General features: G+C 49.9%; 16 protein-coding genes. 7 read left to right on the top strand and 9 right to left on the bottom strand.

All coding sequences use genetic code 11. The annotated features are described in order from the left end of the window. Nucleotides 1–42: 42 nt before the first annotated feature. The 4 genes from EV12_RS02780 to EV12_RS02795 all read left to right on the top strand — a co-directional run bounded on the left by EV12_RS02780 (nucleotide 43) and on the right by EV12_RS02795 (nucleotide 4,799). A complete protein-coding gene (locus tag EV12_RS02780; protein ID WP_036911754.1) occupies nucleotides 43–1,422 on the top strand; it encodes a phospholipase D-like domain-containing protein in 1,380 nt (459 codons plus the stop codon). A gap of 95 nt (nucleotides 1,423–1,517) precedes the next feature. Further along, complete coding sequence (locus EV12_RS14930; protein WP_036911631.1) at nucleotides 1,518–1,739, top strand: tetratricopeptide repeat protein; 222 nt, start codon at nucleotides 1,518–1,520, stop codon at nucleotides 1,737–1,739. A gap of 294 nt (nucleotides 1,740–2,033) precedes the next feature. Further along, on the top strand, nucleotides 2,034–3,137 hold the full coding sequence (locus tag EV12_RS12865) for a 50S ribosomal protein L11 methyltransferase (RefSeq protein ID WP_052039461.1): 1,104 nt from the start codon (nucleotides 2,034–2,036) through the stop codon (nucleotides 3,135–3,137). 1,254 nt (nucleotides 3,138–4,391) lie between these two features. Then, a complete protein-coding gene (locus EV12_RS02795) occupies nucleotides 4,392–4,799 on the top strand; it encodes a hypothetical protein (RefSeq protein ID WP_036911634.1) in 408 nt (135 codons plus the stop codon). A gap of 172 nt (nucleotides 4,800–4,971) precedes the next feature. On the opposite strand, the gene EV12_RS02800 is transcribed toward EV12_RS02795, so the two are convergent. Continuing rightward, nucleotides 4,972–5,346 carry a hypothetical protein gene (locus EV12_RS02800; RefSeq protein WP_036911636.1) on the bottom strand — a complete coding sequence of 125 codons (375 nt, stop codon included), beginning with the start codon at nucleotides 5,344–5,346 and terminating at the stop codon, nucleotides 4,972–4,974. A 113-nt stretch (nucleotides 5,347–5,459) separates the two neighbouring features. Between EV12_RS02800 and EV12_RS02805 the strand changes: the two genes are divergently transcribed. Continuing rightward, complete coding sequence (locus EV12_RS02805) at nucleotides 5,460–7,118, top strand: alpha-D-glucose phosphate-specific phosphoglucomutase (RefSeq protein ID WP_036911760.1); 1,659 nt, start codon at nucleotides 5,460–5,462, stop codon at nucleotides 7,116–7,118. Nucleotides 7,119–7,135: 17 nt separating this feature from the next. Here the strand turns inward: EV12_RS02805 and EV12_RS02810 are convergent, their stop codons facing one another. The 3 genes from EV12_RS02810 to EV12_RS02820 are packed head-to-tail and all read right to left on the bottom strand — an operon-like array spanning nucleotide 7,136 to nucleotide 11,984. Further along, the gene (locus tag EV12_RS02810) at nucleotides 7,136–7,372 is read right to left on the bottom strand and encodes a hypothetical protein (protein ID WP_241466497.1); all 237 of its coding nucleotides are present in this window, start codon (nucleotides 7,370–7,372) and stop codon (nucleotides 7,136–7,138) included. A gap of 37 nt (nucleotides 7,373–7,409) precedes the next feature. Then, the gene (locus tag EV12_RS02815) at nucleotides 7,410–10,847 is read right to left on the bottom strand and encodes an efflux RND transporter permease subunit (RefSeq protein WP_036911641.1); all 3,438 of its coding nucleotides are present in this window, start codon (nucleotides 10,845–10,847) and stop codon (nucleotides 7,410–7,412) included. A 9-nt stretch (nucleotides 10,848–10,856) separates the two neighbouring features. Next, entirely contained in the window at nucleotides 10,857–11,984 is a 1,128-nt protein-coding gene (locus EV12_RS02820) for an efflux RND transporter periplasmic adaptor subunit (protein WP_036911643.1), read from the bottom strand. Between the two features lie 51 nt (nucleotides 11,985–12,035). Here EV12_RS02820 and EV12_RS02825 point away from each other — a divergent pair, with 51 nt between their 5' ends. Next, nucleotides 12,036–14,243: an AAA family ATPase gene (locus tag EV12_RS02825; RefSeq protein ID WP_036911648.1), complete on the top strand. Its 2,208-nt coding sequence runs from the start codon at nucleotides 12,036–12,038 to the stop codon at nucleotides 14,241–14,243. Nucleotides 14,244–14,328: 85 nt separating this feature from the next. On the opposite strand, the gene EV12_RS02830 is transcribed toward EV12_RS02825, so the two are convergent. The 3 genes from EV12_RS02830 to EV12_RS02840 all read right to left on the bottom strand — a co-directional run bounded on the left by EV12_RS02830 (nucleotide 14,329) and on the right by EV12_RS02840 (nucleotide 16,387). Next, nucleotides 14,329–15,009, bottom strand: coding sequence for a protein phosphatase (locus EV12_RS02830; protein ID WP_241466496.1), 681 nt, complete (start codon nucleotides 15,007–15,009; stop codon nucleotides 14,329–14,331). 200 nt (nucleotides 15,010–15,209) lie between these two features. Next, a complete protein-coding gene (locus EV12_RS02835; protein WP_241466977.1) occupies nucleotides 15,210–15,704 on the bottom strand; it encodes a thymidylate synthase in 495 nt (164 codons plus the stop codon). A gap of 29 nt (nucleotides 15,705–15,733) precedes the next feature. Continuing rightward, nucleotides 15,734–16,387 carry a 4'-phosphopantetheinyl transferase family protein gene (locus tag EV12_RS02840; protein WP_036911659.1) on the bottom strand — a complete coding sequence of 218 codons (654 nt, stop codon included), beginning with the start codon at nucleotides 16,385–16,387 and terminating at the stop codon, nucleotides 15,734–15,736. Nucleotides 16,388–16,389: 2 nt separating this feature from the next. Between EV12_RS02840 and bcp the strand changes: the two genes are divergently transcribed. Beyond that, a complete protein-coding gene (bcp, locus tag EV12_RS02845; protein ID WP_036911667.1) occupies nucleotides 16,390–16,857 on the top strand; it encodes a thioredoxin-dependent thiol peroxidase in 468 nt (155 codons plus the stop codon). On the opposite strand, the gene EV12_RS02850 is transcribed toward bcp, so the two are convergent. Both EV12_RS02850 and EV12_RS02855 read right to left on the bottom strand, forming a co-directional pair. Then, complete coding sequence (locus EV12_RS02850) at nucleotides 16,835–17,590, bottom strand: type III pantothenate kinase (RefSeq protein WP_036911669.1); 756 nt, start codon at nucleotides 17,588–17,590, stop codon at nucleotides 16,835–16,837. The genes bcp and EV12_RS02850 overlap by 23 nt on opposite strands. Further along, complete coding sequence (locus EV12_RS02855; protein ID WP_036911674.1) at nucleotides 17,548–18,348, bottom strand: phosphoadenylyl-sulfate reductase; 801 nt, start codon at nucleotides 18,346–18,348, stop codon at nucleotides 17,548–17,550. Before EV12_RS02855 ends, EV12_RS02850 begins: the two co-directional genes overlap by 43 nt. Nucleotides 18,349–18,354: the final 6 nt, after the last annotated feature.

Below are 18,354 nucleotides of genomic sequence, written 5' to 3' on the forward strand. Positions count from 1 at the left end.
GGTGGTTGAGGTCAAGAGGTGTGCAAGCAAGGCTGGAAGTGGATGCTCCCCATACTTCTAGGGTGTGCAAGTTGCAGCAAGGTTGGATCTGTACAGGGCAATGCCCCTACGGAACTGCCCTTACCTGAAAGGATCCAGGTGGTTTTCAACCATCGCGATGGTGCGCGATACCGCAGTCCCCTTAGTGATCAGTGGCGCAACGGCGACAACCTTGAGAAGTTCGTCATCACTGCCATAGAACAAGCGCAGCAAGAGATTCTTGTAGCCGTGCAAGAACTCAGCTTGCCTGGAGTAGCAGAAGCACTCGTCACTGCCAAGCAACGGGGTGTGACCGTGCAAATGGTGATCGAAAACAGCTTTAGCCAGCCCTGGGGTGATCTACATGAAGCAGATCTGTCCCTTCATGAACGCCGTCGAGTGGCCAATCTGAAGATGTTGGCAGATCGTAATAACGACGGGAAGCTAAGCCCCACAGAACGCTATCGCGGCGATGCGATGCAAATCCTCAGGCGTCATCAAATCCCTTTGATTGATGACAGAGAAGACGGCAGCAAAGGCAGCGGGCTTATGCATCACAAATTCTTGGTTATCGATAATCAAACGGTGATTACTGGAAGTGCAAACTTCAGCAATTCAGGCATGCATGGAGATCCCGCAGCAATGCAAACGCGCGGCAATGTCAACCACTTGCTGAGCTTCAACAGTACAGAACTAGCTGAACTATTCAAAAAGGAGTTCCTTTTGATGTGGGGCGATGGTGCGGGGGGTGCAAAAGACAGCCTGTTTGGGTTAGCTAAAAACGAGCCTGGTATTCAAACTGCAAAGGTTGGTGACACCAGAATTGAAGTGTTCTTCGCTCCACATGCAAAACGACAAAAGATGAACGGCCTAAAATTTATTACCAAGCAAATAGAAACATCAAAACAAAACATCGATATGGCCTTGTTCATCTTTTCTGCACAAGGTTTAGTTAACAAGCTACGGGAGCAGGTGCAAAGCGGTGTGAAGGTACGATTAATCGCTGACCCTGGCTTTGCCAGCCGTTCCTATTCAGAAGTACTGGACTTATTAGGCCTTGCACTTCCAGATCATCGTTGCAAAATAGAAGCAGGTAATAACCCATTTGATTCACCTCTTAAGGGTGTAGGTACACCGAGGCTGGCGAGCGGAGACAAGCTGCACCACAAGTTCGCGGTGATCGACAACAAAAAAGTAATCACAGGCTCATTCAATTGGAGTCCTGCTGCAGCTCACACCAACGACGAAACACTGCTGTTGATTCATTCACCCCAACTTGCCAAACACTTCACCCGTGAAATGAATCGGATGTGGCGAGGCGCTGAGCTGGGGATCACTGCGAGAATGCAACGCAAGCTGGATCGTCAGCGTGCCAGGTGCGGGAGTGGTCAAGAGAGGGGATGAGAGTGACTTACGAAGTGGCTTGAGAGGTGGCTTAAGGCATTAGGAGAATGGCTCCAACGACGTAAATTGCTCTTCAGATAAAGCGCAAACATCCAGTGGATCAAAAGACATTCCAGGATCTCTCATCCACTGGACGTCATCAGGAGTGCCTAAAGGCATGCCAACAACTTCTCCAAAGCGAACCTGAAAACTCATCTGCCTGGAAGTACGCAGGTAAATCACTTCTCGCCCTAGGGCAATTTAAAAAGGCTAAACAGTGCCTAACAAAAGCTCATCAACTCGACAATAAAGACCCTGAGATCATCAAAGACATATGAAATATTTTCAACGCTCTCCAAAATGATGCGGAAGCGATAAGACTTTATAAGGCTGCTCTAGCCATCGACCAAAATTACGCACCAGCAATCAACAATCTTGGCTTAATCGCTAAACTACAAGGCAATCTCACCGCCGCAGAGCAGTTAGTCAAAAAGGCTAGAGATCTGGATCAATTCTTCGCCCCTTATCACCTGAACCTGGGCGGCATCTACAAAGACCTCGGCAACCTTGATCAAACTCTTGCCTCCACTCTTAAGTCCCTAGAGCTCAAACCTGATAACCACACTGCCCTCATGAACCTGGGCGGCATCTACATAGATCTCGGACAGCTCGATCAAGCGCTCATAGCAGCAAAAAAAAGCATGGAACTAGACGCACTTAATCCAAATTGTTATGTACTTTTGTCTTCTGTGTACCAAAAAGCAAATAACCCAACACAAGCAAAGGAGGTTTGCGAGCAAGGTTTAAGGATTAGTAGCAAAAATATCCGCCTACAAAACAATCTGAGCGAAGCGCTAAGCCAGATAACACCTCTTTGGCACATCGCAATGATGAATGATGCGGACCGAAACAGATGCTATGCAGAAGCGATCAATAAAGCAGTAAAGCCTAACGATTTGGTTCTTGATATTGGAGCTGGCGCTGGACTGCTATCAATGATGGCAGCAGAAGCAGGCGCATCAGAAGTTATCGCATGTGAAATGGTAATTCCAATCGCAAACAAAGCACAGGCTATTGTGAGAAAGAATGGATTTGAGGATAAAATAAGGCTCTTCGGCATGAAGTCAACTAATGTCAAAATTGGCAAAGAAATGCCTCAAAAAGCAGACGTAATTATCTCTGAAGTATTTTCATCGGGAATGGTTGGAGAGGGGATACTTCCAACACTTCAGGACTCACGAGAAAGACTACTAAAAGAAGGAGGACTCATGATTCCAGAACAGGCTGAAATAAAATTCGCCCTAATAGGAGCAAGTCCTGAAGTAAGTCGCCTCACAAATCCAGGAGCTGACAGCTGCTATTGCTTAGAAGACTTTAGTGAAATATGTCCCCGAAAAATTCCTGCGAAATTAACAGAAAGACCAAATCTTCTCAGCGAAGCAGAGGCTGCATTTCATTTTGACTTTCGCAAGCCATTTGCATTTAAATCAGAAAAAAGAATCAACGTTACCGTCGCAAAAGGCGGGCAGTGCATAGGAATAATACAATGGCTCAAGACTATTCTTTTTGGCGACATCGTATACGAAAACATTCCAGGTGAAATCTCATCTCACTGGAGCAGCAATATTTATCTTTTCCAAAATCCGATCTCAGTTAAACAAGGTCAGAGTATCAAAATAAATGCCTTGGTAGAAAAAGACATGCTGTGGTTCCAACATTGTGGGCTGGATAGCTAAATGTACTCAAATAGATAATTTGTTTAATTATGACAGGAAAGATTCCTGCGCTCCTGGATCTTCCAAAATTTGTCAGAGATTTTTATTCACTATCGGAATGCCGAGACCTATGTTTCCATGTTCAAGAACATCGCTATACAGTAGCAGTAAGACTTACAGGTCTCTAGACTTTGACGAGCGCATCAAATGACAAGAATTCTCCAGTAAAAATCTTATTTATGAGAAATATTTTCAACTCAAAATTGCCACACCTACTATTCCCAAGGGTAAAGACAAATTCAAGGAATGCCAATAAGCTATCCAAGAAGGCTTGCATAAGTGCCAAACCGCTTTTGTTTTAGTGTTCGCTTATTTACTAATACAGCATGACTTCGTTCAAGGATTACACGAGGTAAGACGTCTTCTACAGAAAATGACAATGAATTAATATTTTAAAGCCAAGCATTGGATTACAATAAGCACTCAGGAGCTACATTGTCTTTATTCTATAATATTATTGAAGCGATTGGAGTATGCTCGGCAAGAATTTAGGGCTTAAAGCTCTCGTCAGTTTTCAGATGTCGATACTAGGTTAGTGTTCACAACCACCCATCACTTCAAACCACAACCGACGTGGCGAACCCGTTCAGAGCCTCGGGACCCAAGCAGAGACAAGCCACGCACGATCACGCAATCATATAAAGTAATTAGCCATTAAAAGCAGGCCTAAAGTATTAGAGATTTCCGCAAAAGCTTTCTAAATGGTGATATAGAAGAGTTATCGGAGCTGTCTCAATCAGGAAGCAACTTTTACTCACTCTCTACATGTCGCGTCCTCTGGTTTCACGAGCAAGAACATCGGTTCACAGCAGGGCTACTACAAAAGCTTTTAGACAATCAGAGACTAACATTTTCCGGATTTATGCTGCCAGAAACAATCAGAAAAACTTACCAACAACAGTTTCCCTCCGACACTGACATGACATCTCTTTCCAATTGGGGAGAATTTGAAAAGCAAAATCCATCTACTTTTAAGGGCATGTACCAATTCTGGGCTTATAAGCCTTCTTAAGATCAGGTGAGATGCTTGGGATATTGATTTTTTATGCCTGACGAATCGACTCCTCAATCGCTTCCTAGCAAAACGCAAAAAGGTTCAAGCATCATTTCTTTTTTCGTCTGACCAGCAGCTGATGGAAAAAATCACATAGCAAGATCCGTTCACCGATCGCAAAGCCTGAGCCACAATCAACTCATCCAGGGCAGAATGCGCCCATGAGCCCGCTCAAAATCCATCCGGCCTTGGCCCTACTCGGCCTGTTTGCCATTTCTGCACCTGCTGCACCCAGCGATGTGGAATACATTCCGTTCCCAAGCAAAGAGGAGCTGCGCAGCATCCAGCTTCAGGCCTACGCCTGCTCCCGAGACAATGATGCGGAAGCCTGCAGCAACACCCGAGAATTGATCGATCCTTTACTAGACCACCCCCGTTTGCCATCCTCTTGCAAGGATGTCGTCTGGGATTTGCTTCAGGTGGCCAACAAAGTCCCTAAAAACAGCTTCCAGCGCAGGGATGCCATCGATCAGCCCGCCAAACGACTCTCCATCATTTGCATCAATCCAGCAAAACAAACAGCACCTAAGCCTTCCCAACAAGGTGGTCTAGTCCCCCAACAAAGCTGAACCAGCAAGCATGCAGCAAGCAATTGATGCTTAGATCATCTTGATCACCTAGTTCCTCAATGAAATGCTGATCTGCTGGCCTGTTTCAGCCTGTGTAAGAGCAACCTCAAATCCTGAATATCCAGGTGATGGCTCCAAGTCATGAACCTGAAGTAATCCCTAGGCTCAACAATCAAGGTTCGACAGAATCAGTGTCGAGTAAATCCAATAAGGTCTCTGCTGTCGCCGTCATCTGAGCAAGGCTGAACTCTCCTTCTTGAGAGGCAATTTGAGCAGCCAATTTGCACAATGAGGACGATCGACCTGTTGCGCTGCAGCTCATCGTGAGATCGAGCAGGGCATTTGTCAGCTTGCCGCGCAGGCAGCTTTCACTGCCGGAGCTCACAATCACAGCCTCAGCAGCTGTACGCGTCACCTGTTCGGCCTGCGGATAAGGAATCTGACGAATTCCTTTAAACGCCATCGAAGGAGTTGTTAAAAAAAGCATGGCACTAGCGAAAGCCAGCCCATAGGCTTGGAGGCCGATTCTCCAACAACTGAGCTGCATCTCAGCTCCTCTCAATGATCTTTGCGAACACTAGCCGCGAGAACTGGATGGGGCCAAAACAGGATTGATGATTGCGTTTGATTAGGTTCGATGAAGAACTGCCTTCGTCTCTGATGACCAGCTCGGCCCAGAAGGGACCCACACAGCGCCAGGTACATCTGAACACACCCTTCAACGACCAAAAACCAGGGACCTCCGGCCTACGTAAAAGCAGCAAGCAATTCGAACAACCCAATTACCTGGAGAGCTTCATTGAGGCAATCTTCCAAACCCTGCCTGGCGTTGAGGGGGGGACTCTGATCTTGGGGGGAGATGGTCGCTATGGCAATCACCGCGCCATTGATGTGATCCTGCGTATGGGTGCTGCTCATGGCCTAAGCCGAGTGATCACCACCACAAATGGCATTCTCTCCACGCCGGCAGCATCCCATCTCATCCGTGCCAACAAGGCCATCGGAGGAATCATCCTTTCCGCGAGCCACAACCAAGGAGGGCCAGATGGCGACTTCGGCGTCAAAGTCAACGGTGCCAATGGCGGCCCAGCAGCCGAATCACTCACAAACGCGATCTACGCATGTAGCCAGGCTTTAGAGAGATACAGCCTTGTCGATGCAGACGTAATCCCACTTGAAGCCCCCGGCCGCCATGCCATCGGTGCCATGGCTGTAGACGTAATCGACGGCGTTGAAGACTATGTAGAGCTAATGCAGAAGTTGTTCGACTTCGAGCGCATCAAAGACTTCATCAAAACCGACTTCCCAGTCGTGTTTGATGCAATGCATGCCGTCACTGGTCCCTATGCACAACGGCTACTGGAAGGACTTCTCGGTGCCCCAACTGGCACTGTGCGCAACGGAGTTCCTCTTGAGGATTTTGGTGGAGGCCACCCAGATCCCAACCTCACCTACGCCGCTGAACTGGCAGACCTCCTCCTCAATGGCAAGTCCTACAGCTTCGGTGCCGCCTGCGATGGTGATGGCGACCGCAACATGATTCTGGGCAGAGGTTGCTTCGTCAACCCAAGTGACAGCCTTGCAATCCTGGCTGCCAATGCCAACGTTGCACCGGCCTATGCCGATGGGCTTGCTGGTGTAGCCCGCTCCATGCCCACGAGCGCCGCAGTGGATGTTGTGGCCAAAGAACTCAATATCGACTGTTTTGAAACTCCCACCGGGTGGAAGTTTTTCGGCAACCTGCTTGATGCAGGTCGAATCACCCTCTGTGGTGAAGAAAGCTTCGGCACTGGCAGCAACCACGTGCGTGAGAAGGATGGACTATGGGCAGTGCTCTTCTGGCTACAGATCCTGGCAGAGCGACGGTGCAGCGTCGCTGATGTGATGACACAGCATTGGAGTCGTTTTGGACGCCATTACTACTCCCGTCACGACTACGAGGCAATCGCCAGTGAGAATGCTCATGGTCTTTACGACCGGTTGGAGAGCATGCTTCCTCGACTCGTCGGTCAATCATTCGCCGGGCGCCAAGTTAGCCAAGCGGACAATTTTAGTTATAGCGATCCTGTGGATGGCTCAGAGACACAAGCTCAGGGGCTACGCATCCTGCTGGAAGACGGCAGCAGAGTCGTGGTTCGACTCTCGGGCACCGGCACCAAGGGTGCCACATTGCGCGTTTATCTAGAACGCTATGAACCTAGTCATGGCAACTTAAATCAAGATCCCCAGTATGCTCTGGCCGATCTCATCAATGGCATCGATGCGCTTGCCGAGATTCAAAAGCGCACTGGGATGCAACGGCCAACGGTGATCACTTGAACTCAGCGCAGCCACCACTACCGTTGACGGCGGTGATACTCCGCCTCGGTGCTGCTTTGTTGCAGCTGGCGCATGCTTTCAATAACCACTGCTCCAAGAGCTCCAGATAGCGTGACCATGATGAAAAAAAGGTTCAGCCTCTGACTGTGGAGGTCTACGGGAGTGTTTGAGATCACCGTACGCAAAAAGAGGGCAACAAGACCTCCGAGCAAGAACCCCACCAGCAGCGCTATCAATACCCTCGTACCGCTCATGGGCTTGTTTCTTATTGAGCGAGAGCGGTTCATTGGTTTATCCCTGTCCAGAGGGGTCTCCCGAATTAAGTAAATTGGTGTTGCCTTGTTCTGTATCACTAAAGGTGCCTACAAGAGCTTTAACAACGACGTAAAAGACAGGCACAACAAACAGTGAAAGGAAAGTGGCAACCAAAAGGCCACCGAATACAACCGTGCCAAGAGAAGCTTGGCTGCGGGCTCCTGCTCCACTAGCCAAGACCAACGGCATAAAGCCAAAAAGAGACGAAATAGCAGTCATAATGATCGGCCTAAGTCTCGACTGGGCTGCCTGCCTTGCTGCTTCAAGGGCCGTAACTCCCTCAGCCATGCGTTGATTAGCCAAATCAACAATCAAGATCCCGTTCTTAGCCGCAAGACCAATCAACATCACAAGACCAACCTGTGCATAAATGTTGAGAACCTCGCCACGCAATGCAAGAAACATCAAGGCTCCAAGCATTGCGGTAGGAACTGTCATCAAAATAATCAGAGGGTCTACATAACTCTCATATTGAGCTGCAAGCACGAGATAAACCACCAAAATTCCCAATGCAAAAATCACAACAGCTAGTGCACCAGCTTTTACTTCCTCTCGAGATATCCCTGTCCAATCAAATCCAAGGCTGTTAAGATTCTGAGCTGCAAAAATCTCTTTCATACCATTAATTGCCTGCCCCGAACTCTTACCAGCAGCAGGTGATCCTTCTATTTTTATCGATCTGTAAAGGTTAAAGTGAGAGATCACACTTGGCCCAACAGAAGGCTCAACTGTTAAAAATTCAGATAGCTGAATCTGCTCACCCGCGCGATTCTTAACGTAAATCGAAGCCAGCTTTTCAGGAGCAGACCGACCCAATTCATCAGCCTGAACATAAACACGACGAACCTTACCTTCCTGGAAAGTATCATTAACATAGGCGCCTGCAAAATTAGCGCTAAACACACGCATTGCAGAGCTAAAGTCAACATCAAGAGAGGCCATAATGTCCCTATCGACCTCAACTCGTAGCTGCGGAGACTCAGGAGAGAATAAAGTCCGTACACTGCTCAACAATGGATTTGCATTCGCCTGCTGAATAATTTGACCAGCCGAGGCAAAGAAGTTGTTTAAGCCATAAGCACCACCACTCTTGTCAAGTAATTGGAACTCAAATCCACTGCCAATACCGTATCCAGGAATAGCAGGTGGCTCTACAACAAAAATCCTCGCGCCATCAATAGCCTCAAAGAACTTCTGATTTAGCCGTCCAACAATTGCATCGGCAGATTGATCACGATTTTTCCGCTCATCCCAATTACGCATCCCAATAAAAAACAATCCTTTATTAGGGCTATTGCCGTCAAAACTTGCTCCACTAAAAATTGCTGCTGAAGTGATATCAGGTTCGCTGCGCAATGTCTCAGCAACTTGCTGATTAATCTTCTCGGTGACCTGAGTCGACACACCTTCTGGAGCCTGCAACACGCCGATGGCATAGCCCTGGTCTTCAGTAGGAACAAATCCTCCTGGAATCGCGGTAAAAGCAACTCCGGTAAGCAGAACGCCTACCGCAAGAATTCCCATCACAAGAGAACGGCGGCCAAGAACCCACTCGAGCAGATCGGCGTAACGCTGCTCAAAGACGGAATAAATGCGATTGAAATGACTAAAAATCCATGGTGTATACCAACCCAAAGCCAAGCCAAGACCAGCGAATAAAAAGACTGGCAAGGGATTTGAAACTCCAGCGATGAAAAGGCCAATCACAGCGCCTGCAACAGAGAATGGCAGCCTCAACGAACGGCCAATGAAGCGAGAAAGCACAAAGCCAAGAATTGCAGCCATTACTGCAGGGATCAAGGTAAGCGCCGCACCACCACCAACAACTAATAAACCGTAGATAAACCCAATAACTGCCCCAGAAATTGCATATGTATTGCGTCCCGGAGCTGTGTCTTCCCGACCCAAAAGCAAGGCAGAAAGCATGGGAGAAAAAGTTAAAGCATTAAAGGTAGAAATCGCGATAGCGAAAATAATCGTTGCTGCAAACTGCTTGTATATCGCACCCGTAGCACCAGGGAAAAACAACACTGGCAAAAACACTGAAAAAAGAACCAAGGATGTAGCAATAACTGCAGAGAAAAGCTCATCCATTGTTGACTTCGCAGCTTCCAAGGCAGTCATCCCTGATGCTTTCTTGGTTGAGGTATCTTCAATCACTGTGATTGCATCATCAACCACTAATCCTGTAGCAAGAACTAATCCAAATAAGGTGAGCTGGTTGAGCGAGAAGCCAAAACCTAAAACCAGAGAGAATGTTCCTATAAGCGCAACAGGGATGGCAATACCAGGCACCAAAGTAGCTTTCCAATTCTGTAAAAATACAAACAGAATAAGAACCACCAAAATGATCGCATCTCTAAGCGAATTGGTCACTCCATTAATTGATGCATTAATAAAGTCTGTATTGTCATAGATTTTCTCCATCTTCATACCAACAGGCATTTTGGCGGAAAATTCTTCGAGAACATCTTTTACTCCATTGGAAACCTCAAGAGCATTGCTGCCACTCAATTGGTAAACAGCCATACTCACAGAAGGGACTCCCTGCAAATCCGTAGCACTGTTGGAATAGCTTTCACCACCAAGCACAACACGACCGACATCGCTGAACCTCACTAATCCGCCATCCTCTGTGGTCCTAACGACCATATTTTCAAAGTCTCCAATGGTCACAAGGCGGCCATTTAATTGCACAGGGAAAGTAAATATCTGCCCTGCTGCAGATGGTTCACCTCCTATATTCCCAGCAGGAACCAAACGGTTCTGGCTTTCAATAGCCCCCATTACATCAGCTGAAGTCAGGCCAAAGACCTCCAGCTTTTCATTATCCAGCCAAAGCCTAAAAGCAACCTTACGGTTACCAAAGTAGGTCACTTCACCTACTCCCTTAACCCGCTTAACCTCGTCCGTTAGGCTCAGATCTAGCAGCCCACTAATCGTTTCTACACTATATTCAATATAGCCTGGATCTTCGCTAACGAAGTTATAAAGAAGCAAGATAAAATTGGAAGCCTTATTAACACTCACCCCTGCCTTGCGCACTTCTTCCGGTAACTGTGGCTCTGCAAGCGCAACCCTGTTCTGAACATTAACTTGATTAATATCGCTATTACTACCACTTTCGAACGCAACAGCGATCGAGCTCACCCCATCAGCCGAGCTTGAGGAAGTCAAATAGTCCATATTCTCCACCCCATTAATCTGCTGCTCCAGCACACTGGTCACACCCTGTTCAACCGATTCAGCATCTGCACCGATGTATATTGAATTTACTTTTACTGTTGGCGGAGCAATATCCGGAAGCATTTCAACTGGCAAAATAGGGATAGATATCAGTCCCGCAATGACGATCAACAAACTGCAAACTGTTGCTAAAACAGGTCGCGTAATAAAGTTATTTGAAGCAGACATCTACTCGCCTCAGTTATTAACAGAAATAGGCATACCATGTCTCAATTTCAAAAGGTTTGTTGTGATCACCTGCTGGCCAAACTTCAGCCCCTTTGTAACTGCATAGCGCTGCTTCTGTAATTTTCCCAACGTCACAGGGGTCTGCAAAGCAAAACGTGTGGAGGGGGGTAACTTACGAAGTTTCTCAAGAGACGCATTGCCAGAAAAAGTCTCAAGCTCTTGGAAACTTCCCACACGATAAACAAAACTCTGACCCGAAGTTTGTGTTACCGCAGCAAAGGGAACAGACAACTCCTCTCTGGCATCCAATTGAACCCGCGTTCGCAAGCGCTGGCCATTTCGCAACGATCCATTACCATTCTCAAAGGCTGCCTTCACTAGTAATCCCTGGGTATTTCTATTAACAGTTGGGTCCACAGAATTAATTTCACCAGTCGCGATCACATCTGACGATCCAGTCTTGCTGAGAAAAACAGGCAAGCCAATCTTGATCCGATCAGAGAATGTGGCAGGCACCTCAACTCGAGCCAAGAGCCAGTTGTTTCTGATCAATTTGGTGAATGGATCACCAGAACGGATGACATCTCCAACCTTGACATCAACATCAGCCACGATCCCTGAAATTGGAGAACGTAAATTGCTATATGCAAGCGTTGCTTCTGTGGCTTTTACCTTTTCTCGAGAGGCGATGTACTGGGCCTTGTATTCATCTCGATCCAATGCCGAGGCAGCTCCTTGAGGAACCAAGAATTCATATCGCTGCCAATTGAGCTTGTTCTTCTGCTCCTGAGCTTTGAAATCTGCCAATTCCGCACGGATCTGAGCTTGATCCAGCACAACCAACATCTGACCAGGCTGAACCTGATCACCCTGATCAATCTTTAACTCAATAATTCGACCAGCAGCTTGTGCAGCAAGATGAACCTCCTCCTTCGCCTCCAAGGTGCTCACCGTATCGATATCGTCCGTGAATTGAGCCGTCTTCACAGGTGTCTGGCTGACGGTAATCGGCGAGAAAGCTATTTGCGCCTTGCCACAGGCGCAAAGCAACAGCACCGTAAAAACGACTAGAGCGCGTTGCTGATTCGGCACTAACGACTTGTTCAACAGCCTGATTATGGAAAGTTTCCAGCTCACGACAACAAGTCACCCCCTAGCGCAAGAATTGTCCACCAGTGCCAGAGCTCATTGGATCAAGATCTGTTCACATACCAGGGAGATCAGGAGCTAAAGCGCCATGCACCACTAGCTGATCGTCTGCGCCCTAGAACCCTGGAGGAATTTGTTGGCCAGGGTTCGATCCTGGCGGAAGGACGTCTCCTACGCCGAGCCATTGCTGCCGATCGTGTAGGCAACTTGCTGCTACATGGTCCTCCAGGTGTTGGTAAAACCACCCTGGCCAGGATTATCGCTGGCCACACCCGTGCCAACTTCAGCAGCCTCAATGCTGTTCTGGCAGGGGTCAAAGAACTTCGCCAAGAAGTAGACGCAGCCAAGCAGCGGCTAGAGCGACATGGCTTACGCACGATTCTCTTCATCGACGAAGTACACCGCTTTAACAGTGCCCAACAAGATGCCCTGCTGCCCTGGGTAGAGAACGGCACCGTGACACTGATTGGTGCCACCACGGAAAACCCCTATTTCGAAGTCAACAAAGCGCTGGTAAGCCGCTCCAGGCTGTTCCGACTACAGGCCCTCGAGAATGAAGATCTTCATCGCCTCCTGAAACACGCTCTTCAAGATTGCGAGCGGGGCTATGGCGATCGTCAGGTGATGCTCAGCACAGCAGCTGCAAACCATCTCGTCAATGTCGCCAACGGCGATGCTCGCAGTCTGCTCAATGCGCTCGAACTCGCTGTGGAGAGCAGCCGTCCAAATGAACAGGGCTCAATCCATATCAACCTTGCCATCGCTGAAGAATCAATTCAGGAGCGGGCAGTTCTCTACGACAAGCATGGGGATGCCCATTTCGACACCATCAGTGCCTTCATCAAATCCCTACGAGGCTCAGATGCCGACGCAGCTCTGTTTTGGCTAGCGCGCATGGTGGAGGCTGGTGAAAACCCACGCTTCATCTTCAGACGCATGCTCATTGCCGCTGGAGAGGACATTGGCCTCGCTGATCCCCAGGCGATCGTGGTGGTAGAAGCCTGTGCTGCAGCCTTCGAGCGAATCGGCCTACCGGAGGGTCTCTACCCCCTGGCACAAGCCACCCTTTACTTGGCCTGCGCCGAAAAAAGCAACAGTGTGCTGGGTTTCTTCGAAGCCCTACGCACGGTTCGGGAGGCCCAGCGTCAGGACGTCCCCAGCCATCTCCGCGATGCCCATCGTGACGGAGCAGCATTTGGAGATGGTGTCGGCTACCGCTATCCCCATGCTTTTGCGGAACACTGGGTTTCACAGCAATACCTACCCACCTCCCTGCAAGGAGAAGTCTTCTGGCAACCGAGCCGAAAAGGCTGGGAAGGGCACAGGCGCCTACTCATGCTGGAACGAAGAGCAGCACAGCTGGCCGCAGCAAGCGAATCAGCCCAGGAGAACCCATTGCTCGTTAGCAGTGGTCCAGAAACCCCTGAGCTAGAGAGATGGGTGCAACGCCAGCTCAGCCAAGATGGAGAACGCCTAAACCACCTGCGCGAACGCCTCTGGTCTGGAGTGACTTGCCAACGCAACCATCGAGTTCTGATGATGAGCGGACGCTCCTTGCTCTGGGCACTCGATCCGCTTCAAGCAGTGCCTGAAGGCGGCGTCACAATCCTCTGCGCAACAGCGCAGGATCAGGAGCGCCTCATCGCTCAGCTCGATCTGCTCGACCCAATCATCCGCCCTGAACTGATCGATGGAAGCAGCGATGCACTCAAAGAATTACCAGCACAACATCAGTTCGAATGGATTGGGGGACGTCTCTCCAGCCAAGACATTGCAGGCACAGAACAAAAGAAACTTTGGAGCCTCATCAGCCAGCGATGCACCGATGAAACCGGTCTAAGGCTCCTGATCAGCCATGCAGACATCGGGCCGGCCGAGGCCCTACTGCAATTACTAGAGAGCAAAGAAGCCAATCCCGTGGAGAGAAACCTGCTAGCACCACTAATCGCTCGCGAAAAGATCTGGCTTGAAAGCCAGCGCCTCGATACCCTCCTTGCACAAAACCTGAAGGAGCTCGGCTGGCATCTGACCTGGGAGAGATGGGAAGAACCCCTTACGTTGCAGGTGGATGAGGGCCTTGAGCATCGCTGGCTCAGCGAAGGGCGACCCTACCGAGACCTAGTAGCGAACAATGCATCGTTAGAGGTTCTGGAAAACCTGAAGCTCATGCTCAAGCGCACGCGAGGACAACAACTACCCCAACGCCTGATCCATCAACGCATCATCGGCAGCCGCAGACTCCACTAACACTGCCAAGCCATCGGGAAGACCAACACAGCAATAAAAAAAGCCCCGGCGATGCCGGGGCTTGAGAGTTGTGATCAAAAACGGATCACCAAAGACCACGAATGGGGGACGAGCTGTAGGACGACAAGTTGTTAGAAGACGTCTGACCTGTTGTCTTGCCGCCATAAATCCATCTAGGAGCAAGCTGATTGGCCTGCACACAAGCAGGAAGAAATACGTACCAAGACAACAGGGAGGTGCACTGAGCGTCGCCCTGGCACTTGCCATCTGCACAAACATTCTGGCTGCCGTCATAGGTGCCACAGGTGTCGGCAAGACGGAAAGCAACAGGCAGGTTTGCCATAATGCCCTGCGAAGAGATGCTGCCATCAACAGAATCAGCAATGATCGCTGCACGAAGGCCCTGCACAGCCGTAGCGGTCATCTTCCAGTAAGGGAAGTAGCTCTTCGTCTGATTCTTAAGGAAGACAACCCCATCATCGGAATAGAGGAAGCGAGTCACGTCGATCACGTCGACGTCATAGGTTTTGGTCATGCCCTGCTGAATTTCATCAGCAGACCAACCTGAGCCGCTAATCCCTGAGTCAAGGGCACGATCGGTGATATCACCATCTTCTAAGAATGTTGAGAACTCACTAGACGTAGTGGTCCAAACAGCACCACCGGAGTTCCAGCGAACGGGTGAATTGGTACCTGCCTGCGCGGGGATGGCTAGGACCGACAAAGAGGCACCGGCAAGCAAACCGGCAGCAAGACGATTGAACACGGACGATTGAGAATAGGTATCCAAACTAAACTAGCTGCAAAAGATAGATTCGCCAACACATCTGATTGCCCTGTTCCAAAATCACACTTTTGGCAGCACTTCAGGCCGTAATCAAACTGGTCTTGCACCAAGGCTGAAAGATCGCGAATCTCCTCGTGCCCCAATAATCAAGAAGCCCAATCAAGTTGATGTCGCAATATTCAAATATTTTTTAAAGGCAAAAATGCACTCCATCCATCTGGGCAACTACCCAAAAAGGGTTTCTTCAACCTGGAAACATTGCCTCTGCAATGAAGCCTCTCGAGCCTAGTGCCGCTGCTGTCACGACGAACAATGGCTAAATAGGCTTCCTCACCATGTTGTGGAGCCAGCCACAACATGGTGAGGTTTTTTGATCGTTGCACATGTGCGATGAGAGGTTCTCCGACAGTCAGGCCCAGCTCATCCAACGACGAGGCAAACTCACCCCAATAGAAACGTGTCATCTGAGCTCGGGTGAAAGACAACAACAACGCTTCGGCCTCGCTGCGCAGGTTGAGAGTGGCCTCCCGTTCCGCCAAGCGAGACGTCACATCTTCCCCGCTCAACCAAGTTCCAGAAACCATGAGCGCCTGCTCCTGATGCATCCCCAACAAACCCATCACTGCCAAAAGGACTGCGGCTACAAGCGATGGGGCTTTCTGTGAGCTCAGCATGCCGAGCATGAGCGTCTCAACAATGACCCTCAAACTAAGCAGAGCATTGGGGAATTAGACATCGCACTTAAATCACTCACCACCGCCATGCTCCAAATGTTGTGATGCATTCGATGCACATCGACCTGATGCCCCAATACCTCATGAACAGCAAACGCAGAGTCGACCCCACAACGCCAATGAATCAGATCCGCCGCCAGGCTGCCCCGCTGCCATTTAATCGCTGCTTCTTTAATTAGCCATTGCTCAAGCACGGCATCCCGCAAAGCCGCACCCCTCAAATGGCAGAGCGCTGCCTGATCGTCAGCACAGAAATAACGACGTGCAAGCAACTCAGCAGAAATAGGACGGTCACTACGCTCCAAATCCACCCCGACCCGTTGCGGCGACCAACCCACCAGCAGTGCATCTTGACAGTGACTGAAGCTGATGTATCCCCAACCATTTGCCAGCTCTGGAGGTTTGCCTGGAGGGGCCTGCAATGGAATCTCAAGTGCAGACACTTGCCACAGGTCAGCGAGGGCATGACGTACATAGCCACGAGACTGTCTGAACTGCCTTGATCTCCGCGTAGGCAATCGCCCAGCCCATTGTTCCTCCTCCGTACTGATAGGCATCAAGGGAGCCTGCATCGGAAATAACCACAACGCCAGTACGCTTCGGCTATTGAGTTGAAGCGGCATCAATGACCCTGCAGATTGGTGATCCAGCACCAGATTTCAATCTCCCCAATCAGGACGGCAACCTCGTTCAGCTGGCATCACTAAGAGGTCAAAGGGTTGTGATCTATTTCTATCCGAAGGACGACACCCCTGGCTGCACGAAGGAAGCCTGCAATTTCCGAGACCAATGGGAACGCTTCGAGGCCAATGACATCAAGGTGCTTGGTATCAGCAAAGACGGTGCTACATCCCACACCAAATTCATCAACAAGTATCAGATTCCTTTCACCCTTCTTAGCGACACGGAACCCTGCCCAGTGGCCAGCTCCTACGAAAGCTATGGGCTCAAAAAATTCATGGGGCGCGAATACATGGGCATGATGCGCCATAGCTTTGTCGTAGATCCAAAGGGCAATCTGGAACTGATTTATCTAAAGGTGAAAGCCGCAACCATGGCCGATCAAATCCTCAAAGACTTGGGGCTCGACTAATCCGATCGTGCACGTCAACCATCCCCTCCAAGACAAGATTCGGATGATGAACCACATCGAGCCCCCTCTGACTGAGTGCTTCCTTAAGAACCGAGGCATCACCTCCACATAACCAAAGCGGTAGGGCCGCCTCACGCTGAGCCTCTAGAAGAGTGCCAAGCAGTGCCTGGAGGCTGCCCCGACGCATGGCCTCGGCCGTGGCAAAAGGAAATGGTTCAGCACTAACCGACCCAATGCCTGGATCAATCAGACCTTGGGTCCCCTGCGCCATGGCACGTAGCTGCAGACGTAAACCCGGCACCAACTGTCCACCAGCGAAATCACCAGCGGCCGTCACTCGCGTCAAGCTCAACACGGTGCCGGCATCGGCCACAAGCAGGCCTGAAGAAGACATCCCGATGGTGTGCGCTCTTCTCAACGCACCCCAGGCCGCCAAAGCTCGATCAATGCCAAGCCCTAAAGGCATTCGGGTTAAGGGCACATCCCCCAACCCCAAGCGCCGGTTCGGATCCAAGACAACTCCCGCAGGGATCGGACCAACAGCAGCCCATGCCACAAGAGGGGCCTCAAGCGTTTGAAGCTTGAGCGGATTGGGAACGCTATGGCAAAACTGCCATGCATCAGCCTGATACTCGGCCCAATGCCAGCGACTGTTGCCAATCAACAAGCAATGCCTAACAACCTCCACCTTTAGATGCCTTCGCCCAACACACCTGGGAGGTGCAGGCCGCATTCCTGCTTAAGACCTCCAAAGCGTGTCTCCCGTCCAGACGCCTCCCCCCCATCGGGAGCACTGGAATGCAAATCGCCGACCGTGGAGTAACCCTTTTCAAAAAGAGGATGCTGCGGCAACTGATTCTCCTGCATGTAATAGAAAACCTCCTTGGGAGTCCAGTCGAGTAAAGGCCTCAATGAAAGGCGATCACGAATCAGGTCCAAAAAAGCCATTGAGCGCCGATAGTCGGTCTGATCACTGCGCACTCCACTTGCCCAGCAATGCACATGGAGATCATCCAGAGCCTGCTCGAGGGGCTCCACCTTGCGAATACGGTGATATGTCTCCAGATCCTTCACCGAGCCTGTCTCCCAGAGCCGGCCATAGATAGCCTCCATCCGAGCGGGAGACATTGAGCTTTGAACCACCTTTAAATCCAGCCCAAGCTGACGCGTGAGCTGATCGGCATAGAAATAGGTCTCAGCTGGTAGATAGCCCGTATCCACCCAGACCACAGGGACCACCGAACCACCATGAAGATCATGGAGCATGTGCAACAGAACAGCTGATTGAATGCCAAAGCTCGTTGTCAGAACAAAGCCTTGACCAAACTGCTTCAGTGCCCAGTCAAGACGGTTCTGGGGAGAAAGATTGGCAAGGTGTATCCGAGCATCCTCCAGAGGCATCTCGAGAATCGAGGCAACCTGCACACTCGAAGATTGGCCTGCCGCAGTAGACGTGGCAGTGGTAACCGTCTCAATGGAGCCATCAGTCATCTCCCC

It is taken from the genome of Prochlorococcus sp. MIT 0701 (genome assembly GCF_000760295.1).
Lineage (GTDB): Bacteria > Cyanobacteriota > Cyanobacteriia > PCC-6307 > Cyanobiaceae > Prochlorococcus.